Raw genomic sequence first — 21,117 nt, forward strand, 5'->3', positions numbered from 1 at the left:
TCAGTAAAATTATTTTATCAAGTATTGAAGGGAGATTATGATGAAAAGTAAAGAAAAGTTTGGTATTGTTTTACCAATTGTTTTAGTTTCTTATTTTTTAATATTATTAAATAACTCGTTGATTTTTACTAGTACTGTTCAAATTAGTCGTGATATGCATATGGACAGTATTATGATTGCTTGGGTTAGTAATGCGTATGCGCTAACCTTTGGAGGATTTTTGGCCCTAGGTGCAAGACTAGGAGACATCATGGGTAGAAGAAAAGTCCTTTTAATTGGATTAATAATTTTTAGTATTGCTTCATTATTTGTTGGAATTGCAAGATCTCAAGCAATGCTTATTGGGATGAGAGCAATTCAAGGTTTAGGGGGTGCATTTTTAGCGCCAGCAACTTTGGCCCTTTTGATGGATTACTATCAAGGAAAAATGCTTACTAAATCAATTGCTTATTATGGTGCAACTGCAGGTATTGGAACAAGTTTAGGCTTAATTATTGGGGGAGTAATTGCTAGTTACTCTAGTTGGAGAGTTGGCTTCTTTATTGATATGCTTGTTGGATTAATTCTACTAGCTATGTCTATTAAGTATATTCATCCACATAATACCTTAGATAAAAATCACAATATTGATTATTGGGGGGCTCTAACCTCAATTATTGGTTTTAGTGGTTTAATTTATAGCATCAATGGTACTGCATTCAAAAATATAGCAATTATTATTACAGTGATTGCTTTAATTATGTTTATTTTAATTGAAAGGAAGGCTGCCAATCCTTTAATGCCATTAGTAATTTTTAAGGATAACGAGCGGTCAAGTGCACTTGTTTCAAGATTCTTTATGCTTGGAGCAAGTATGTCATACTTCTTTTTGATGCCACAAGCTTTACAAAAAGTATTTGGTTTAACCCCCTTAATGGCAGCAATCGCGTTTTTACCTTTAACACTTATACAATTTATTGTTTCTCTTTGTGTTGCAAAGCTAACATTTAAATTTACTAATACCAAGGTATTAATTGCTGGAGCAATTGTAGATACTTTTGGATTAATATTGGGAGCCGGTCTTGGAATTGAAAAGGGATATCTTATTGGTGTAGCTTTACCAATGATTTTTATTGGAATTGGTCAAGGATTAATTATGAGTCCCTTAACTGTAGCGGGTGTAGCTCGAATTCCTGATGATATTGCTGGAGCTGCTTCTGGTGTTGTGAATACTGTTCACCAAATTGGAGGGGCCGTTGGTTTAGCAATTGTGTCTGAAGCTGTTGCAACAATTTCTTCTCCTAGCCTCTCTATTGATCGTGCTCAATGGGTAATGGTTATTTTGGCAATTATTATGCTTATTGCAGGTTTAAACATTTTAAGAGGTAAGCACGAATAGAAATACTATTTATTATTTGTATACTGCTATTAGAATTAAGTAATTTTCTTGTGAACTTTTTGAACATATACTTTTTATAAAAGTATTAATGAAAAGGAGTATAGAATGACACAAATTGTTTTTCCAAGCAAGTTAGTTCAAATTCCGCAAGATTATTTTAGACCTTCTACTCAACCGGGAACTTTAATTAATTTAGATTATTCAACTTATGAGTCTTTTACCTATCAGGATAAGAAAAGAGTTTTACATAAACAAGCTATAGTTTATTTACCATATAATTATGATCAAAGTATACCTTATAATGTAGTTTATTTAATGCATGGTGGATGGAGCAACGAAACCACTTATCTAGGTACAGCAGAAAATCCAGAGCCTTTTAAATATATTTTAGATCATGCGATTGCTGACAAGAAAATGACACCAATGATTGTAGTATGTCCAACTTATAACAATTTAAGTCAAAATGACAGTAGCGATTATGAATTAGCAATCCAATTAACAAATAATTATCATCACGAATTAGTTAATGACTTGATGCCAGCGGTAGCTAGAGCATTTCATACTTACAGTAAGGATGGCAGTAAAGAAAGTTTGAAAAATAGCAGGGATCACCGTGCATTTGTAGGATTATCAATGGGCTCTGTTGCAACATGGAGAACTTTTCAATATTGTTTAGATTATTTTAGATATTTTATGCCTTCTAGTGGATCGATCTCAAATAATGGTTGGGACTTAGCTGAAATGGTAAAAAAACAAAATCATGATTGGCAAGATTTCTTTATTTTTGCTGCATCGGGTACAAAAGATTTTGCATATCCAAGTTTTACTAATCAAATTGAAGCAATGAAAAATGATTCGAGTGGAATTTTTAGATATGCCAATAATAGTACAGATGGAAACCTCTATTATTTGATACAGGAGGGCAATGAACATAACTGGAATGCTGCAGTACAGTATTTCTATAACGGTTTGATTTGCTTATGGAAAGACTAAATTAAAAATTATTAAGTGTAGCAATCATTGCTACACTTTTTTAATATACGAAAAGTGAATAGCCCTATACTTAACAAGTAATTTTTTTATATAGTAACAGCTCGTATACTATTTCTTTGTGATAGAAAACTTTAAAAGAGAGATGATTTAATGAAAACTAGAATTTTAGGAAAAGATTTAAAAGTTTCAGCTATTGGATTGGGATGCATGGGCTTTTCACACGCTTATGGCTCACCAATGCCAGAACAAGAAGCTATTAAAACAATTAGAGCAGCCTATGATGCTGGTGAAAGATTTTTTGATACTGCTGAAATTTATCGTGGTGTTAACGAAGATGGATCTATTAACTATAATGAAGAATTAGTTGGTAAAGCATTGCATGATGTTCGCGATGAAGTAGTTATTGCAACTAAATTTGGAATTAGTAATGTTGAAGGAAAAAGTAGTACCCAAGAATTAGCAGTTGATTCTAGTCCTGCCGCAATTAGGTCAGCAATTGAAGGGTCCTTAAAGCGACTTAATACTGATCATATTGATTTGTACTATCAACATCGAATTGATCCTAAAATAGAACCAGAAGAAGTAGCTACTGTAATGGCTGACCTGATTAAGGAAGGTAAAATTACACATTGGGGAATTTCTGAAGCAAATGCAGATTATTTACGTCGTGCAGATAAGGTATGCAAAGTAACGGCAATTCAGAATCGTTATTCAATGATGTATCGTGAATATGAAAAACTATTTTCACTTTTAGAAGAATTAAATGTTGGTTTGGTTGCTTTTTCACCGTTAGCTAATGGCTTACTTACTGGACAATTTACACAAAGCAAGTTTCCAGAAGGTGATTTACGTAATGGAATGCCTCAATTTACTGATGAAGCAATTAAGCAAAATGAGAAGTTAATTGCTCTAGTTGATCGAATTGCTAAAAATCATAATGCAACACCTGCTCAAATTTCCTTGGCTTGGATGATTAATAAAAAGCCATATATTGTCCCAATTCCAGGAAGTCGACATTTAAATAGAATTAAAGATAATTTGGCTGCTGGTGAAATTAAAATGACGCCAGAAGAAGTCTCTGAAATCGATAAAACTTTAGATAAAATTCCAATGTCAGAAGTTTTTGGTGGCTCAAAAGTTAAATAGTATATAAAGATCGTTTTGAATCATATTTAGTTGGTTCTTAACGATCTTTTTGTTGTATATTTTTGCATTTTTACTATAAATAAGTCGAATACTAGCATAAAAAAATAGCAATTTTTTTCAATCAGTTTTCCTCCTATACTAATAAACATCAAGTTAAGACGAATAAAATAGTAAGGAGATAAGAACTATGTCACAAATGATCGGAATTGGAATTTTATTAGGTTTATTATTTTTATCAGTTAGACCGAGCCGAAGAGTTCAACCTCAGAGAATTGATCGTCGTGGAAGATAGGATGATTTAAATGAAAAAGTTCAATTTAAATTCAACAGTTGGTGAGGTAAAGAAGTATTTCGGAAAAGATGGAGAACTATTATTTCCTGTAGATCGATTTTTTGAAAATGAAGAAACTTTAAACGAAATTAGTAATAGTAGTCACTATATTTGGTACAGTCACATTAATCCTAATACTACTGTTGATATTATTAACTATTTGGCTGAAGAACAAGCAAAAAGAAAAATCTTTTATTCGATTTATTCAGATGATGAGATTAGACAAGATCCAAGTAAAGCAGACACTGGTCTTTACTTCTTCAAGGGAAAGAAAGGTGCGCCATTTGCAATTAATAATGCAGGTGGTGGCTTTGCTTATGTAGCAGGGATGCAAGATAGTTTCCCTCATGCTTTATATTTAAGCAAAAAGGGATACAATGCTTTTGCTTTAATTTATCGTCCAGCTCATCCCTACGAAGATTTAGCACGAGCAATAACTTATATTTACGATCATGCAGAGCAACTAGAAATTGACAAAAATCATTACTCGCTTTGGGGTGGATCAGCCGGTGCAAGAATGGCGGCTGAGCTTGGTAATTTAGAAGTTTTACATCAATTAACGCAGAGAACTGATATACCACAAGCTGATAGCGTCATTATGCAATATACCGGTTTTAGTAGAGTTTCCAGATTTGATGCACCCACTTATGTTTGCGTTGGGGATAATGATTGGATTGCAAATTGGGAAACAATGAAAATGCGTCTATTTTACTTAAATAAAATGGAAATTCCAACAGAGTTTCATGTATATCATGGTTTAGGACACGGTTTTGGACTTGGCGATGGAACTGTGGCCGAAGGGTGGATTAATGATGCAATTAAATTTTGTCAGTTAAATATGAATGAAAGATAAAAAAGCTATTCGCTTTACGTATAGCCCTATAATTAAATGATAATTTTAAATATGACTTTGTGATTTTATACTAGTCTATGTAATCGATGAAACACAGAAGAGAGGATTAAAAATGACAGAAGAATACTTTGAATTAAATAATGGTGTAAAAATTCCTAAGCTTGGTATTGGTACATTTAGAATGCAACCAGCAACTGCGCAAAGAGCAGTTGAAGCTGCTTTAAAAGATGGTTATCACTTAATTGATACTGCTGAGGCTTACTATAATGAAGATGGCGTGGGCCGTGCAATTAAGAATTCAGGCATGAAGCGTGAAGATTTATTTATTAGTACAAAACTTTGGACTTCTTCATATAATGATCCTAATGCAGTAGATAAAGCTTTAGACCGCTTAGGTCTTGACTATATTGACTTATTGTTCTTGCACCAACCATCAGGTGATTGGAAAACTGCATACAGAACTTTAGAAAAGGCATATCAAGAGGGTAAAATCAGAGCAATTGGTATTTCAAACTTTGAACGTTCTAGTGCAACTTTAAAGAACGTATTAGATTTTGCTGAAGTTAAGCCACAAGTATTACAAGCTGAAGCACATCCATATTTCCCACAAACTGAAGCAAGAGAAATTTTAAAGCCATATGGTACTCGGTTAATGGCTTGGTATCCACTTGGCTCGGGCGATAGTTCTTTGATTAATGAACCAATTTTTACTAAGCTTGCTAAGAAATATGACAAGAGCAATGTTCAAATTATCTTGCGTTGGCACACCCAAATGGGCTTTATTGTAATTCCAGGTTCAACTAATCCAGAACATATTCACGATAACCATGATATCTTTGACTTCAAATTGACTGATGAAGAAATGACTGAGATTGCAAAAGTTAATAAGAATCGTCGTTACTACTGAAATTTAACTACGCTAACAAAGTATCTAAAATATAAGTTAACGAATGTATTTAGTACACGATAGAAAAGTACGTCTCTTTTAGGAGGCGTATTTTTTTAATAGAATAGTTTAAAAATATAAAGGGACATTTATTATGATACGCGTAGTGTATAGTAGCATGAAAAATAGGCATTTTTTTCTTGATTGATATCCTAGTAAACTAAAATCAATTAAAAGATTACAAGTATTAAATATGAGGAGATAAAAGGAAATGAATATTTTAATTGCATTATTACCAGCTATTGGTTGGGGATTAATTCCTTTAATTGTAAATAAGGTTCCTAAAAGCAAACCTGTCAATCAAATTTTAGGAGTTGGAATTGGTGCAGTTCTTGTTGGATTAATTGTTACTTTGATTCAAAGACCTTCCATGAACCTTCAGATTTCATTATTAGCTATTGTTTCTGGAGCTTTTTGGACAATGGGACAGGTTGGTCAATTCTTATCTTTTACTAGAATTGGCGTAAGTAAAACAATGCCAATTTCAACTGGTTTTCAATTAATTGGTAATACAATTATTGGAGTCTTAATTTTTGGTAATTGGAAGACAGTATACCAATATGTTTTAGGTATCTTAGCCTTAATTCTAATTGTTATTGGAGTTTCACTTACTACTGTAACTAAGAATGGCGATTCTAAGAAAATTTCTTCAAAAGATATTATGTTGTTAATATTTACTAGTATTGGTTATTGGGTATATTCGACCTTTCCTAACGCAGTAAAAGCTGATGCACAGGCCTTATTCTTACCACAAACTATTGGAATCTTATTAGGAGCTGTAATCTATATTACATTTACTAAGCGTTTAGTCACTACGATTAAGCAACGTGCAACCTGGTTAGATGTCTTAGCTGGTTTAGCGTTTGGAATTGGTGCTTATTCTTACATCATTTCAGCTCAAATGAATGGTATTACTAGTGCATTTATTTACAGTCAATTAAGTGTAATCATTTCAACTGTTGGGGGAATGACAATCTTAGGTGAGCACAAGCATGGTAAGGAATTAATTTCAACGTTAGTCGGTTTAGCACTGATTGTGGTTGGCGCAATCCTATAAATATAGTTAAATCAAAAAGAGTAGGTCAAACGACCTGCTCTTTTTGATGCATATAAAGTAAAAGCACCAGTCTTATTCCAATTCTCCATTGCACTTCTTGTGACATTTTTTAATTCATCATTGTTTGAAATGTTAATAAAAACATTTGCACTGGCCTTTGACCATGTTTGATTATCAGATGATTCCTGACTTTCTTCTGTTGAATCAGTTATTTGTTGATTAGAGTTCTTCGAGGAAGGAATTCTATTAGCAAGTGGTAAAGAAAGTACTATACACTTTACGTATAGGGATATAGAACATAAGTAATTTTTTTATTTTTATCATAAATCTATACTTAAGTTAAAGTTAAATAAGAAAGAAGGATAATCATGAAAAGACTAAAGAAAATAATTTTATTACTAGGATTAGGACTATTTATAGTAGTGCTATTTACAGCTTGTGCAAGAGGTAATAATTCCTCACAATCCTCTAGTTCAAAAAGTTCAGTCACTAAAACAAGTAAAAATACAACTAAGAAAAATAATAGAACATTAATAGTATATTTTTCACTGACTGGAACAACTAAGGGTGCGGCTCAGTATATTGAAAAAGAAACTGGAGCAGATATCATTAGATTACGCCCAGTAAAGGCATATGGAGATTACGATAGTGCAGCTCGAAGAGGCGATCGTGAACGTCGGAACAACATTCATCCCGCACTCGCAACCAATATTCCTAACTTTTCTAAGTATCAAACTGTTCTCATTGGTTATCCAACTTGGTGGAGCAGACCACCGATGATCATTCATACATTATTTGATAAGTATGATTTTAGTGGGAAAACAGTTGTACCATTTACTACTAGCATGAGTACACCAATCGGTCCATCTGAAAAAGTTATTCGTCAATTAGCTAAAAAAGATGGCGCTACTTTTAAAGATGGAATTCGCTATGATAATAACAAATCTCAAGTTAGAACTTGGTTAAGAAACTTAAATTTGCTTGCTAAATAAAGAAAGAGGCAAATAATGGATGGATTACTATTTAGATCAAAACCTCTATTTTTACTGCTATTATCGTTTGTGATGTTTTTTATTAAAACTAATCAGGTGCAGGCTTCTAGTCAAAGTCAAACAGAAACAATTTCTTATAAGACTAGTTATCATAATCGAACTTATGAGAAAAAAGCAATTGTTTACTTACCTCCGAACTATAATAAAAATCAAAAACATAATATTTTATATTTATTGCATGGTTCAACAGAAGTAAAAAAAGGCAGATCTACTTTATATCAGGATGGAAACTTTAAAAGAACACTTGATAGTTTAAACCGGGCCGGAAAAATGGAGAACACGATTGTAGTATTTCCTACTTATTATCCAAGCTCTAAGCAAGTATCAAGTAATTATTACAATGATGACCCACTTAACAGACGTTTTGCTAAAAAAGAATTAATGAAAGATTTAGTTCCTGCAGTTGAAAGTAAGTATAAAACTTATGCGAAAAATACCTCTGACTCAGCTTTAAGAAAATCTAGAAATCATCGTGCTTTTGGTGGTTTCTCAATGGGATCAATCACAACTTGGTACGTTTTCCAATATGATTTACCATACTTCAAATATTTTGTACCAATGGCTGGAGACTCTTGGACTGTTACTTCTGATGGTGGCTCTAGTGCTCCAAGAAGAACTGCTCGGGCTTTAGCAAAAGCTGCTCGGCAACATCCAAAATTAAAATTTAAGATTTTAGCAGGTGTTGGTTCAGAAGATGGTACAAGTGGATCAATGGAGACTCAAATTAGAGCTATGTGGTGTTTGCCTGAATTTAATAGAAAAAACTCAGAATATTATACTCAACCAGGTGGAGGTCATGATGCACCAACTATGAGTAAAATAGTTACTCATTATGGTAAGCAGTTATTCAATTAAATATAATAAAACTGTCGTTATTTACTAATGACAGTTTTTATGGTAATGGAGTAAAAAATGAATGCAAAGTTTTTAAGGGTAATTACTAAGTATCAAAATTTTAGTTTTATCAGAGTAGCAAATAAAACAATGATAACTCTATTTCCAGTTATTCTTATTGGTGCGTTTAGTTGGACTTTATCATTTTGTTTTGCCAATCCAGTAAGTTTATTTGGAAGAATAGTCTCTTTAAATAGTTGGTTCCCTCAAGCTTGGTTTTTAAGAGCTATATTAGGAGATCTCTTTACTGTTACATCAGGAACTTTAGCCCTTTACGGTGCATTAATTAGTGCTAGGGAGACGGCTATTTTATATAAAATAAAGCCATTATTTGCGGAATTATTTTCCGTAATTAGTTATTTACTTATTTTTCATCATAGTCTTCGTGGTAATCAAAATGCAATTGAGATGAGATATTATTCAGCATATTGGTTGATTATGGGAATTGTTATAGGATACGTAGTTGGCTTGATTTTTGCTAAATTTACTGTTTCTAAAAAAGACAATGACGAAGAATTAGTTGATCTTGCAAGAAACAGTTCTCGTCCAATTGTAATTAGTGTAGTTCTGGCATTATTGCTACATATTTTATTTGCTTTGGTTAGAACTTATAATCTTGATCAGATTGCTTTTCAAAATATTACTTCTTTCTTTTCAGGACATAGTAGTTATTGGATGTCTATTTTAGTATCTATTATTTCAACACTCTTAGTGTGGCTCGGTTTTGCTGGGACCCTTGAATTTAATAGTAGTGTTTTTAATAATGAAGCAGCAGCTAACTTAAACCATTATTTATTAAATAAGAGTTATCAAAAAATGCCATATCCGTTTACTCCAGCTAGTTTCTTTGATGCCTTCGCTCAGATAGGTGGAATAGGGTGTACATTAGCATTATTAATTGCAATTTTGATAATAAGTAAAAAGAAAAGAGACAAAAATATTGCTATTTGGAGTGCCGTTCCTGTAATTTTTAATGCAAATCTTCCATTGGCTTTAGGTATTCCAGTGATTTTAAATCCATTGTTACTGATTCCATTTGTAGTAACTCCGATAGTTAATATGCTTTTAGGATCTCTTGCAATCGCAATTGGTATGTTTCCACCTTTAGTTTTTCCAACTCCTGTAGGGACTCCTGGAATTTTACGACCATTAATTGCAAGTGGTGGTAATTGGGTATCACTTTTAGTAATGTTGCTACTACTAGTAATAGATGTTTTAATTTATATGCCTTTCATTAAAAAGATGGAGCAATTAGAAATACAGGAAGGTGAAAAATAAAATGAAGAAATATAATAGACTCTTTTGCATAGTTGCTATTTTTATCATCATTTTTTGCTTTGCCTTTCCTGGTGCAATTTGGGCTCAAAAAAATGCCAAAAGATTGCAAGATCAGAAAAATTCTCCTTTAGCACCAATAATTATGATTCCTGGATCAAGTGCTACTGTAAATCGATTTGATCGATTAGTCGATCGAATAAATCGTGATGATCATCAAAATCATAGTTTATTGAAAGTTAAAGTTTTTAATGATGGACATATGACATTTGCAGGCTCGATTAGACCCAATGATAATCAGCCATTTATTGTAGTTGGCTTTGAAAATAATCATGATGGCTATAGTAATATTAAAAAACAGGGAAGAATGTTTAACCAAGCATTCAAAGCCTTAGTAAGACGATATAACTTTAATCATTTTAGCGGGATTGGTCACTCAAATGGTGGACTAATATATACTGAGTTTTTAGAAAATTACTATTCTGGTAGAAATGTTAGAATTAATCGCTTAATGACAATTGGTTCACCTTATAATTTTGCGGAAACTGCAAATCGTGAAACTCAAATGCTTCATGATTTCCGAGCTAATCGCAATCGTTTACCTAAAAATTTAATTATGTATTCTGTTGCCGGAACTGAGAATTATGTTGAAGATGGTCTTGTACCTGTTTCTAGTGTGGAAGCAGGTAAATATATTTATCAAGGCGTAGTTAAACATTATACTCAAATCACAGTAACAGGAAGACTTGCACAACATTCAGCATTGCCACAAAATAGTGAAGTGCTTGACTTGATTCAGCGTTATATTTTACGTCCTGAACGATAAATTGAAATTAAAAGATGCTCAAAAGAGCATCTTTTTTACTATAAATGAAATGAATACTAGTATAAAAATACAGCAATTTTCTAATGAATAATTCCTCGCTATACTTGATGTAAATCAATTGGTAAAGAATAGAGGGATTAAAATGAAGAAAAGAATCATTGCTTTTATAAGTGTAATTGTTGTAGTTATAGCAGCAATTGTCGGTTTTAATGTTTATAGAAGTAGTCAAAATAATTCAGCTCAAAACAACAACACTGCGACTAAAACATCAGTTAAAAAGAATGGTAAAGTTACGACTAAAGGTAAGAATGGCAAAGTATTAGTTGTTTACTTTTCAAGAACTAAAGGAGTTTATGGCGGAAACTTAAGTCGTGGTAATACTGCAAGGGTTGCGGACTTTATCCAAGAAAAGACAAAGGGCGACAGCTACGAGATTGTTCCTCAAAAGGCTTATCCAAATGGCTATGATACTACTACTCGTGTAGCTCAACGCGAGCAAGATCAAAATGCTCGTCCAGCAATTAAAAACGCATTACCGAATGTTAAAAAATATTCAACAGTTTTCATTGGTGCACCAATTTGGTGGGGTGAGTATCCAATGATTGTTAGAACTTTCATGGATAATGTGGATTTGAATGGAAAAACAGTAATTCCATTTACTACCGCTGAAGGTTCTGGCTTAGGAAATACTGCCGAAACTTTACGTAAGTCTTATCCAAAAGCAAAGGTTCGTAAAGGTTTTACTACCGAAGGTAACAATGTTAAGAATGATCCTTCCAGTGTGAGAAGCGATGTTAATTCTTGGCTTGATGGCTTAGGCTACTAATATGAAATAGGTAAAATCATGAAATCACATCGTATTTATCTTGGTATTATCTGGCTGCTTTTAGCGGTCATTTTGCCAATGCCGCTAATTATTTTATTAAATGTTGGCTTAGTGGATAGTAATAATCATTTAATTGCCTATGATTTTGGTATTTTAGCTTATGTTTGGTGGCTAGCTATCGTTTATTTAAGTACTCGTCCCAAGTGGATTACCAGCAAAATTGGAGTTCCATCAACTTACATGATGCATGGAATGTTAGCAATTTTTGCTATTCTAGCTGCAACTATTCATAAATTTTCGTCAACAACTTTTCATGCAATTATTCGCAATACAGGTAATATTGCGTGGTACTTAGAATTATTTTTAATTATTTATGCGATTATATTCTTATCTGGCTGGATTAGCGACCGAAGTGCAGCATTTAGAAAAATAAAGAGCAGACTAGAGAAAGTTTTTAATCATCAGCTTTCTGTTTGGATTCACCGTTTGAATTTTGTTGTAATCGCTTTGATTTGGATACATGTTAATGTAATTCCAAGAATTGCTAATGTTCTATATTTTGTTTTAATATTTGATATTTATACTTTAATTTTTATTGGACTTTATGCATATCAAAAGTTTATCGTAGATGCAGATATGAGGAATAGTGGGGTAATTAGCAAGAGTGTGACCTTAACACCTCAAATTCAGCAATTAACTATTAAGCTGAATAAGAAAGCAAGAAATTATCATGCTGGTGATTTTTACTTTGTTTCTTTTAGAGGAAAAGGCATCTCTAGCGAAGCGCATCCCTTTTCTGTGATTTCTAAACCTAGTAAAGATTCAGTTTCTTTTATTATTCATAGAGTCGGTGACTTTACAAAAAAGATTGATCAAATAAAAATTGGCACAAAAGTACATCTTGACGGTCCATATGGCTTATTTGATACAGAAATAAAGGCTTCAGAAGATCCGATTATTCTTTATGGGCTTGGAACTGGAATTGCACCACTCTTAAGCATAGCGAAGGAATATGCTGGAAAGAAAAAAATACGTCTGATTTGGTCTACACATAGTAAAAAAGACTATTTTGTAGATGAAATTGAAAAATTGGCAGAAAACAATGTTGAAATAAATGTTAAAGAGCATCGTTTTAGTGATGATGAATTGAATAAGATACTTACAATTCCTGAAAAAGAGTTTGGTCAGTTCTACATTGTCGGCTCAGCTCCTATCGTGTTAAAAGTTAGAGAAAATCTGAAAAAGCTAGGTATTAAAGATGGTCAACTTCATGATGAACATTTAACTATGTAAAAAATAGCTCTCCATTTGGAGAGCCATTCTTGTATGCAGTAAGCGTATAGCACCATAAGATACTAGTAATTTTCATAATAGGGCATACGCAATATACTTTTACTTGTAAAGAATTAAAGAGAGGAAGAAAAAATTATGACAAAAAATGTAGCAATCATTGGTGCAAATGGACAAATCGCACGTTTAGTTGAAGATCGTCTTTTAAATGAAGATAAAGATGTACATTTAACCTTGTTCCTTAGAAATGCAAGTCGTCTTTCTGATTTAGCAAACAACGATCAAGTAACTATTATTGATGGGGATGCAACTGATCCGGAAGATTTACGTAAAGCAATTAAGGGTCAAGACATTGTTTATGTTTCATTTGTTGATCATGGTGCTGGTGCTACTGTTACTAAGGACATTATCAAGATTATGGATGAAGAAGGAGTTAAGCGTTTGATTTCTTCTAATATTCTTGGAATCTATGATGAAGTTCCTGGCAAGTTTGGTGATTACAACCGTGATGTCTGCTTTAATGGTAAGGTTGAACCAGATAATCCAATGGTTTTATCTGATGAAGCAATTGAAAATTCAGATCTTGACTGGACTGTTATGCGTTTAGCATGGCTTAATGACCGCAACGATACTAACTATACTGTTACCCAAAAGGGTGAAGAATATGTTGGTGTATCTGTTTCAAGAAAGAGCGTTGCAGATGTTGTCGTATCAATCATTAACGACCCATCTAAATATAGCGATGAAAGTATTGGCTTTGCCGATCCAGCAACTCAAGGCTCAGATAAGCCGGTGTATTAATTCATACTTACTAGTTATTTTCATTAAAAACCTCGATGGCAACTTAATAATTTGGATAATTATTTAAGTTGGATTAATAATCTTGAAGATAAAGAAAATCAAAGTAAATGGAAGAAGTTTAAAAAAGATAGTAACTCATAAGACACAATTCTTGCTGTGAAGTTACTTCATAGCTTAAAATCAAAGGAAGAGGTAAGGAGGTATATTTTATCATGGAAGAACAAAAAGTTGTATTTACAAATAAGGATTTAAATTTACGATTGGCAGGTATTTTACGGTTACCCGATGATTTTGATCTTAGTGAAAATTATCCAGCCATTGTCGTAACTGGACCAATGCTTTCAGTAAAGGAACAAGCCCAAAGCGTATATGCTTCCCGTTTAACTAAACTGGGTTATGTAACTCTTGTCTTTGATGGAGCTTATTTCGGTGAAAGTGAAGGTACTCCTCGGCAACAAGAACTTCCTGAAGTAAAAGAAAGTGATATTGAAGGGGCAGTTGATTATTTAACTAGTTTGCCATATGTTGATAATGCTCGAATTGGTGGATTAGGAATTTGTGGTTCAGGCTCATATATGTCAGTAGCTGGTGTTAAGGAACCACGGCTGAAAGCAATTACTGCTATTGTTCCAGCAATCGCGGATATTGCTAAATCCCCAATGTCTTCATTCTTCCTTCCTAAAGAAGAAGTTGAAAAAGCCAAAAAAGATTATGAAGATGGCAACGGTGAGATTAAGTATCTAAACTTTATGCCACGTGATTTTGCTGAAGGTGCGGCATATTACTTTACAAAGCGTGGAAATCGGCCACGTTGGAGCAATCAAGTGGTAGCATGGAGTCAACTTTCTCTAATTAATTACAATGTGCCAGCTATCATGAAGAAGATGGAGAAACCTTACTTGGTAATTACCGGTGAAAATGCTTGGAGTAGAGATGCTTCTACTGAAGTATTTAATGCCGTTCCAACGGATGATAAGGAAATGCACGTTATTCCTGAAGCTGGTCATTTTGATATGTATGATCTAGATCCTTATGTTACTGAAGCGTTTGAGTACATTACTCCATTCTTTAAGAAAAAATTAAATATTATTGGTTAAAAGCGTCATGATTGAAGTGAACCCTTAAAGTTGGACACTTGATTATGCAACTTGTTCTAAGGCAAGATGCTGATATTCTATCGGTGTCTTGCCTTTTAATTTATGCTGAATACGTTCATATAGGTTTACTAGTGTGAATGGTGAGGTAAAAATGCTAATGAAAACGACAGCTTATATATGTAGATTGATCTCTATGCGTTAAACGAATAGTAGTATTTAAAATCGATAATTTTAATTTTTAGAGATTCTTTCTATAATTATTTTTGAAATGAGCAATATAGAAAAGGAGGATTTCATGAGTAGTACTTTAGTTGTCTACTATTCAATGACTGGTACAACAAAAAAGCTAGCAGAAAGTTTAGCTTCCAGCCTTGATGCAGACTTATTTGCAATTAATGTTGCACCGAATACTTTTCCAAGTGATATGTTTGCTACAGCTGAGTTAGCTAAGAAGCAAAAAGCAGAGAAAAGTTTACCTAAATTATCTTCGAATATTCCAGATTTAACTGGTTATGACGTGATAATTATTGCTGGGCCTAATTGGAGTGCCCAAGTATCTACACCAGTATTGAGTTTCTTGGAACAGATTAAAGGATTTGCTGGTAGAGTCATTTCGTTAAATACAAGTGTTGGTCAAAATGATAATCAATATAATGATGACTTTAAAAAACAAGCAAAGGGATTAAACGTTGTTGCAACATTTAATAATGATCCTGATGCAGTTATACAGATTTTTAAATAGAAAGAAGAATTATAATGAAAGCAGCAATTTTTGTAGAACCAGGTAAGATGGCAGTCAAGGAAATTGATAAGCCAAAGATTGAAAAGTCAACAGATGCAGTTATTCGTATTCTACGTGCTTGTGTTTGTGGGTCAGATCTATGGTGGTTCCGTGGAATTTCTAAGCGTGAAGCTGGGTCAACCGTTGGTCACGAGGCGATTGGTATTGTAGAAGAAATTGGTGATGATGTAACTGCAGTTCATCCAGGTGATTTTGTTATTGCACCATTTACTCACGGTTGTGGTAAGTGTGCTGCTTGTCGTGCCGGTTTTGATGGTTCGTGTGAAGAACGAATTGAAAATACTAACGGTGGATATCAGGGTGAATACTTGAGATTCGAGCATGCTAACTGGGCGTTAGTTAAGATACCTGGTAAGCCAGAAGATTATACTGATGCACAATTAAACAACTTCTTAACTTTAGCCGATGTGATGGCAACTGGTTATCATGCAGCAGCAAGTGCAGAAGTTAAGCAAGGTGATACTACTGTAGTTATTGGCGATGGCGCCGTTGGTCTTTGTGGTGTGATTGGCGCTAGACTTCGCGGAGCTTCAAGAATTATCTTAATGAGTCACCACGAAGATCGTGCTAAACTTGGTCGTGAATTCGGTGCCACTGACATCGTTTCTGAACGTGGTGAAGATGCTGTTAAGAAGGTTATGGAATTAACTAATGGCAATGGTGCTGACAGCGTTCTTGAATGTGTTGGTGCAACAAGCGCAATTGAACAAGCCGGTCAAGTTGCTCGCGCAGGTGCTGTTGTTGGCCGTGTTGGTGTTCCTCAAACCGAACCATCATCAAACACTTTGTTCTGGAAGAATATTGGCCTTCGTGGTGGTATTGCTTCAGTAACAACTTATGACAAGGACATTTTGCTTGATGCTGTTCTTAAGGGTGAAATCAACCCAGGCAAGGTATTTACTAAGAGATTTGATTTAGATCATATTCAAGAAGCATACGAAGCAATGGATAAGCGTGAAGCTATTAAATCATTGATTATTGTTGCAGATAAGTAAAATTTTATTCAGAAATATTTGGAAGAGAAACGTGTAATGCGTTTCTTTTTTATAATTGCTAGTATTCGCTAGTTGCATACTTGCATAGCTATAAAGTATTTTTCAAAAAATTTATTTATCAATATAATTTTACTTGTAAATTAAAGAGATAAAGAATTAAAACAAAGGAGATATAGATTAATGGTATATTCAGAATTGAAAAATCGTGTTGCCGTTGTAACAGGCGGATCAAAAGGTATCGGAACTGCTATTTCAGAACGTTTCGGTAAAGAAGAAATGAAAGTTGTTATCAACTATCACTCTGATGAAAAGGGTGCACAAGAAGCTGCTGACGCTGTAAAGAAAAACGGTGGGGATGCAGTTATTGTTCAAGCTGATATTGGTTCAGAAGAAGGTGCTCAAAAGTTAATTGACGCTGCAGTTGATAACTTCGGTGACCTTGACGTTTGGGTAAATAATGCCGGCATGGAAAACCAAGTTCCAACTAAGGATCTTTCATTAGACGATTGGAACAGAGTTATCAATGTTAACTTGACTGGTGTATTCTTGGGTACTAAGATGGCTCTTCGCTACTTTACTGATCATAATAAGAAGGGTAACATCATCAACATGTCTAGTGTTCACGAACAAATTCCTTGGCCAACATTTGCTCACTATGCAGCAAGTAAGGGAGGCGTTAAGCTCTTTACTGAAACTGTTGCCATGGAATATGCTAAGCAAAACATTCGTGTTAATGCTATTGGACCAGGTGCAATTAATACACCAATTAATGCAGAAAAATTTGCCGATCCTGAACAAAAGGCTATCACTACTTCAATGATTCCAATGGGTAGAATTGGTGATCCTGAAGAAGTAGCCGCTGCAGCTGCATGGCTTGCTTCTGATGAATCAAGTTATGTAACTGGTATTACTATGTTCGTTGACGGTGGTATGACACTTTACCCATCATTCCAAGGTGGTCGTGGATAGATTAATAAGTAATTTATATATTTAATAATGAACGGCAATGGAATAATATTCTATTGCCGTTTTTTAATTACTTTGTAATAGTACTGTTATCCAAAAATTAAATTGTCAGTGAGCAAAAATAATGAAATTGTAAAAGTTAGTGTCCAAAATAATAGTGATTATGCTGATCAAACTATTATTATAAGAACTTATGGATGGATAAAGCTATTAAATCATAGTCTCATCTATTTTTACTTATTAAGTATACGATAATTGTATACTTAATAAGTAATTTTTTTATTCGTGCCCCCCTTATATACTAAAAACATCGAGTTAAGAAATAAAAAGCAAGTTTTAAAAGGAATATATTCGGTATTTCAAACTTCGAAAGAAGTTCACGTACTTTGAAGAAAGTTTTGAACTTTGCCGAAATTAAGCCACAAGTTTTGCAAGCTGAAGCAAGAAAGGTCTTGGAACCAACCGGCACTAGACTTATGGCTTGGTACCCGCTTGGTTCAGGCGATCGTTCACTTATCAATGAATCAATTTTTAGCAAGCTTGCTAAGAAGTATCATAAGACTAATGTTCAAATTATCTTGCGTTGGCATACTCAAATGGGCTTTATCGTAATCCCTGGTTCAACTAATCCTGAACACATTCATGACAATCACAATATTTTCGATTTTAAATTGACTGATGCTTTTTATATATAACTCGCAATTATACTCTCTATACTAAAGAACAAATACTTAATTATACTTTGGCGAAAGTAAATAAACTATTCGTTAAGAAGAATTACCTAATGTTAAGAAAATTGATATCAAGTATAAAAATACTATGCATTTTCTGTATAGCCTCATGCATAATAAGTATTTTATTCTATATAAAGCTCAACATATACTAAAAACGTAATCAATTGAGGGCAATAAAAAGGAGTGTAAGTATATGAAATACAAGGCTTTCAAGAAATTTTTAGTGGCGGGCTTAGGAGTATTAGCCGTTGCTTCGTTATTTAGCTTTATCAAAACAAATCAACAAGTAGAAGCAGCCAAGAAGTCATCTAGCAGTTTAATAATTTACTTCTCAAAGACTGGGAATACTAAACGTGTTGCGCAAAGAATTCAAAAGGAAACAGGTGCAAAAATTTTACGAATTACGCCAAAAAAGGCATATCCTAACGATTATGATGCAACTACTCGTGTAGCTCAAGATCAAATTCGTAAAAATATTCATCCAGCAATTAAGACAAAATTGCCAAGCATTAAAAAATACAAGCATATTTATATTGGCTTTCCAACTTGGTGGATGCAACCACCAATGATTATTCATACTTTGTTTGATCGTTACAACTTCCGTGGTAAGACAATTACTCCATTTACAACAAGCGCTGAATCATCAATTTCAAGCTCTATGCCTGTAATGCGTCGCTTGGCAAAGCATGATAAGGCTAAGCTTACTAAAGGCTATCGTTATACTTCTAATAGCAGTCTTCATGGTTTCTTAATTAGCATTGGTGCCATTAAAAGAAACAGAAAGGCTAAGATAAATAAGAAAAAAAATACTAATCCAGCGACTACTCCGCGTCCAACAAATAGCAAGAGTTTAGTTGTTTATTTCTCAATGTCAGGACAAACTCAAAAGGCTGCACAAGAAATTCAAAGATTAACTAATTCAAACATTTTTAGAATTCAAGCTGCCAATCCATACCCATCAGATTATGATGGATATGCTAGACGTGGTGACAATGAACGTCGTAACAACATTCATCCAGCAATTCAAGGAACTATTCCAAATTGGAATCGCTACTCAACTGTTTATGTTGGCTTCCCAACTTGGTGGCAACAACCACCAATGATCATTCATACTTTGTTTGATCAATACAACTTCCGTGGTAAAATAATTGTTCCATTTACTACCAGTATGTCAACTCCTATGAGTGCTTCAATGCCTTACATGCGACAATTAGCTCAACCATACAATGCAACTGTATTAAATGGTTTCAGATATACTGGTAACAATACTGCATTAAGAAGTTGGCTTCAAAATTTGGATTTGATTTAGTAATATGAATTAATTAATAACCCAAATCTATTCTATAAAATAGATTTGGGTTATTTTGTTTCCAATTTCACTAAAATAATGAAACAGTTAACAGTTATATGTAGATTTTCTAATCAGTAATCCAATTTTTAACGACTTCTTTTAAAAATGGTTGTACAATTGAACGTTGGCTTATTAAATAAGTACCATAAATTTCAATTTCATTGTTATTATCTTTAATGGGAACGGAAATTCTATCGTCATCATTACGTTCACGAAAGTTAGAAGCTGCCATAGTTAAGTTTGACCTAAAGACAGGAAAATTAGAGTAGTGAGTTAATTCATCTAATGAATTTAAGTCTTCTTGATACAAAAATTTAGAATCAGGAATATTATCCTCAATTATTTTTTTCCAAGGGCCAATATCGTTGACTACTAAGAAACTTTGACCTGCTAAATCTTTAAAAGTTAAACTTTTTTTTGCAGAAAGAGGATTGAATTTGTCAATGCGAACATATAATTTTTCAGTGCCAATAAACATTGATTCAACTTCATTATCATCTTCAATTTCTTGTGCAGTAAAAATCAATCTTTCTTTATAATTTTTTAAATCGGAAATAACTACATCAGAGTGTATTAATGATTTAGTAAACGTCAATTTTTGACTATATTTATCTTGGTCGCTTTGGAGAAGCATTAATGGACCGGGAGCTACAGAACCAATATTAATATATTTCTGCATATGATCAAAATTTATAACAGATTCTGTAAAATTTTGTTCGGCTGATAACAATTTTTTTGCTTGCGTCGCGGCCATTTTTCCTGTTTCATTTAATGAAATACGATTAACTTGACGATCAAAAAGTACCACACCTAGTTCTTGTTCCAATTTTTTCATGCCACGAGTTACACTGGGTTGAGTAATCATTAAATGTTCAGCCGTTGCACTTAAGGTACCGTATTGTTCAAAAGCAACTAATTCTTCAAGTAATTCAAGGTCTATCATATGTAGTAATTCCTTTCTACTATTCATTATTAGTATAGTAGCATATTTTTAATACTAGAATAGATATTTAGCTATATTAAAATTACTTATTAATTAAGTGGATAAGAAGAAAAATTATATATAAATATTCTTCTAAATGATACAAAAATTCCTCAATTGGTATTAGTAACTTCGATGGGAAACGTCTTAATGATAGTATTGGTATTGCTTGCTGATCCTGCAACTCGAGGTGGTGTAAAGCTCTTTACCCAAACTGTGGCGATGGAATACGCTAAGCAAAATATTCGCGTTAATGCTATCGGGCCTGGTGCTATCAATACTCCAATTAATGCGAAGAAGTTTGCCGACCCTGAACAAAAAGCCACCACTACTTCAATGATTCCAATGGGCAGAATTGGTGATCCAGAAGAAGTTGCTGCAGCTGCAGCTTGGCTTGCTTCAGATGAATCAAGCTACGTGACTGGCATTACAATGTTTGTTGATGGTGGTATGACACTTTACCCATCATTCCAAGGTGGCCGAGGCTAAAGATATTTTCCTTAAATAATTAATCTCTTACTA

At 33.5% G+C, this 21,117-nt stretch carries 21 protein-coding genes; 20 read left to right on the plus strand and 1 reads right to left on the minus strand.

Annotated features, from left to right (window positions below; genetic code table 11):
• The first annotated feature begins 40 nt into the window (after window positions 1-40).
• The 19 genes from NFR82_RS00785 to NFR82_RS00875 all read left to right on the plus strand — a co-directional run bounded on the left by NFR82_RS00785 (window position 41) and on the right by NFR82_RS00875 (window position 19,571).
• A complete protein-coding gene (locus NFR82_RS00785; protein ID WP_251716247.1) occupies window positions 41-1,378 on the plus strand; it encodes an MFS transporter in 1,338 nt (445 codons plus the stop codon).
• A 105-nt stretch (window positions 1,379-1,483) separates the two neighbouring features.
• Window positions 1,484-2,371: an alpha/beta hydrolase gene (locus tag NFR82_RS00790; RefSeq protein WP_251716248.1), complete on the plus strand. Its 888-nt coding sequence runs from the start codon at window positions 1,484-1,486 to the stop codon at window positions 2,369-2,371.
• A 150-nt stretch (window positions 2,372-2,521) separates the two neighbouring features.
• Window positions 2,522-3,517 (plus strand): aldo/keto reductase, encoded by a 996-nt coding sequence (locus NFR82_RS00795; protein ID WP_251716249.1) that lies wholly within the window; start codon window positions 2,522-2,524, stop codon window positions 3,515-3,517.
• A gap of 302 nt (window positions 3,518-3,819) precedes the next feature.
• Window positions 3,820-4,701 carry an alpha/beta hydrolase gene (locus NFR82_RS00800; protein WP_251716250.1) on the plus strand — a complete coding sequence of 294 codons (882 nt, stop codon included), beginning with the start codon at window positions 3,820-3,822 and terminating at the stop codon, window positions 4,699-4,701.
• 112 nt (window positions 4,702-4,813) lie between these two features.
• The gene (locus NFR82_RS00805) at window positions 4,814-5,608 is read left to right on the plus strand and encodes an aldo/keto reductase (protein WP_251716251.1); all 795 of its coding nucleotides are present in this window, start codon (window positions 4,814-4,816) and stop codon (window positions 5,606-5,608) included.
• 250 nt (window positions 5,609-5,858) lie between these two features.
• The gene (locus tag NFR82_RS00810; protein WP_251716252.1) at window positions 5,859-6,704 is read left to right on the plus strand and encodes a GRP family sugar transporter; all 846 of its coding nucleotides are present in this window, start codon (window positions 5,859-5,861) and stop codon (window positions 6,702-6,704) included.
• Between the two features lie 368 nt (window positions 6,705-7,072).
• Window positions 7,073-7,696: a flavodoxin gene (locus tag NFR82_RS00815; RefSeq protein WP_251716253.1), complete on the plus strand. Its 624-nt coding sequence runs from the start codon at window positions 7,073-7,075 to the stop codon at window positions 7,694-7,696.
• Window positions 7,697-7,711: 15 nt separating this feature from the next.
• On the plus strand, window positions 7,712-8,611 hold the full coding sequence (locus NFR82_RS00820; protein WP_251716254.1) for an alpha/beta hydrolase: 900 nt from the start codon (window positions 7,712-7,714) through the stop codon (window positions 8,609-8,611).
• A gap of 57 nt (window positions 8,612-8,668) precedes the next feature.
• Window positions 8,669-9,928: a PTS transporter subunit EIIC gene (locus NFR82_RS00825; RefSeq protein ID WP_251716255.1), complete on the plus strand. Its 1,260-nt coding sequence runs from the start codon at window positions 8,669-8,671 to the stop codon at window positions 9,926-9,928.
• Between the two features lies 1 nt (window position 9,929).
• Window positions 9,930-10,751, plus strand: a complete 822-nt coding sequence (locus tag NFR82_RS00830; protein WP_251716256.1) for an alpha/beta hydrolase — start codon at window positions 9,930-9,932, stop codon at window positions 10,749-10,751.
• Window positions 10,752-10,893: 142 nt separating this feature from the next.
• Complete coding sequence (locus NFR82_RS00835) at window positions 10,894-11,577, plus strand: flavodoxin (protein WP_251716257.1); 684 nt, start codon at window positions 10,894-10,896, stop codon at window positions 11,575-11,577.
• A gap of 18 nt (window positions 11,578-11,595) precedes the next feature.
• The gene (locus NFR82_RS00840; RefSeq protein WP_251716258.1) at window positions 11,596-12,870 is read left to right on the plus strand and encodes an FAD-binding oxidoreductase; all 1,275 of its coding nucleotides are present in this window, start codon (window positions 11,596-11,598) and stop codon (window positions 12,868-12,870) included.
• A gap of 135 nt (window positions 12,871-13,005) precedes the next feature.
• Window positions 13,006-13,668 (plus strand): NAD(P)H-binding protein, encoded by a 663-nt coding sequence (locus NFR82_RS00845; protein ID WP_251716259.1) that lies wholly within the window; start codon window positions 13,006-13,008, stop codon window positions 13,666-13,668.
• Window positions 13,669-13,880: 212 nt separating this feature from the next.
• Window positions 13,881-14,765 carry an alpha/beta hydrolase gene (locus tag NFR82_RS00850; RefSeq protein ID WP_251716260.1) on the plus strand — a complete coding sequence of 295 codons (885 nt, stop codon included), beginning with the start codon at window positions 13,881-13,883 and terminating at the stop codon, window positions 14,763-14,765.
• 295 nt (window positions 14,766-15,060) lie between these two features.
• Window positions 15,061-15,507, plus strand: a complete 447-nt coding sequence (locus tag NFR82_RS00855; RefSeq protein WP_251716261.1) for a flavodoxin — start codon at window positions 15,061-15,063, stop codon at window positions 15,505-15,507.
• Between the two features lie 14 nt (window positions 15,508-15,521).
• Window positions 15,522-16,562 carry a zinc-dependent alcohol dehydrogenase family protein gene (locus tag NFR82_RS00860; protein WP_251716262.1) on the plus strand — a complete coding sequence of 347 codons (1,041 nt, stop codon included), beginning with the start codon at window positions 15,522-15,524 and terminating at the stop codon, window positions 16,560-16,562.
• A 180-nt stretch (window positions 16,563-16,742) separates the two neighbouring features.
• Window positions 16,743-17,531 carry a glucose 1-dehydrogenase gene (locus NFR82_RS00865; protein WP_251716263.1) on the plus strand — a complete coding sequence of 263 codons (789 nt, stop codon included), beginning with the start codon at window positions 16,743-16,745 and terminating at the stop codon, window positions 17,529-17,531.
• A 383-nt stretch (window positions 17,532-17,914) separates the two neighbouring features.
• Window positions 17,915-18,223 (plus strand): aldo/keto reductase, encoded by a 309-nt coding sequence (locus NFR82_RS00870; RefSeq protein ID WP_251716264.1) that lies wholly within the window; start codon window positions 17,915-17,917, stop codon window positions 18,221-18,223.
• A 232-nt stretch (window positions 18,224-18,455) separates the two neighbouring features.
• Entirely contained in the window at window positions 18,456-19,571 is a 1,116-nt protein-coding gene (locus NFR82_RS00875; RefSeq protein WP_251716265.1) for a flavodoxin, read from the plus strand.
• 109 nt (window positions 19,572-19,680) lie between these two features.
• Here NFR82_RS00875 and NFR82_RS00880 read toward each other — a convergent pair whose 3' ends face one another.
• On the minus strand, window positions 19,681-20,556 hold the full coding sequence (locus tag NFR82_RS00880; RefSeq protein WP_251716266.1) for a LysR family transcriptional regulator: 876 nt from the start codon (window positions 20,554-20,556) through the stop codon (window positions 19,681-19,683).
• Window positions 20,557-20,712: 156 nt separating this feature from the next.
• Here NFR82_RS00880 and NFR82_RS00885 point away from each other — a divergent pair, with 156 nt between their 5' ends.
• Window positions 20,713-21,084: an SDR family oxidoreductase gene (locus tag NFR82_RS00885; RefSeq protein ID WP_277612417.1), complete on the plus strand. Its 372-nt coding sequence runs from the start codon at window positions 20,713-20,715 to the stop codon at window positions 21,082-21,084.
• Window positions 21,085-21,117 lie beyond the last annotated feature (33 nt).

The sequence above is a fragment of the Lactobacillus agrestimuris genome (genome assembly GCF_943193025.1).
GTDB classification, from domain to species: Bacteria; Bacillota; Bacilli; order Lactobacillales; family Lactobacillaceae; genus Lactobacillus; species Lactobacillus agrestimuris.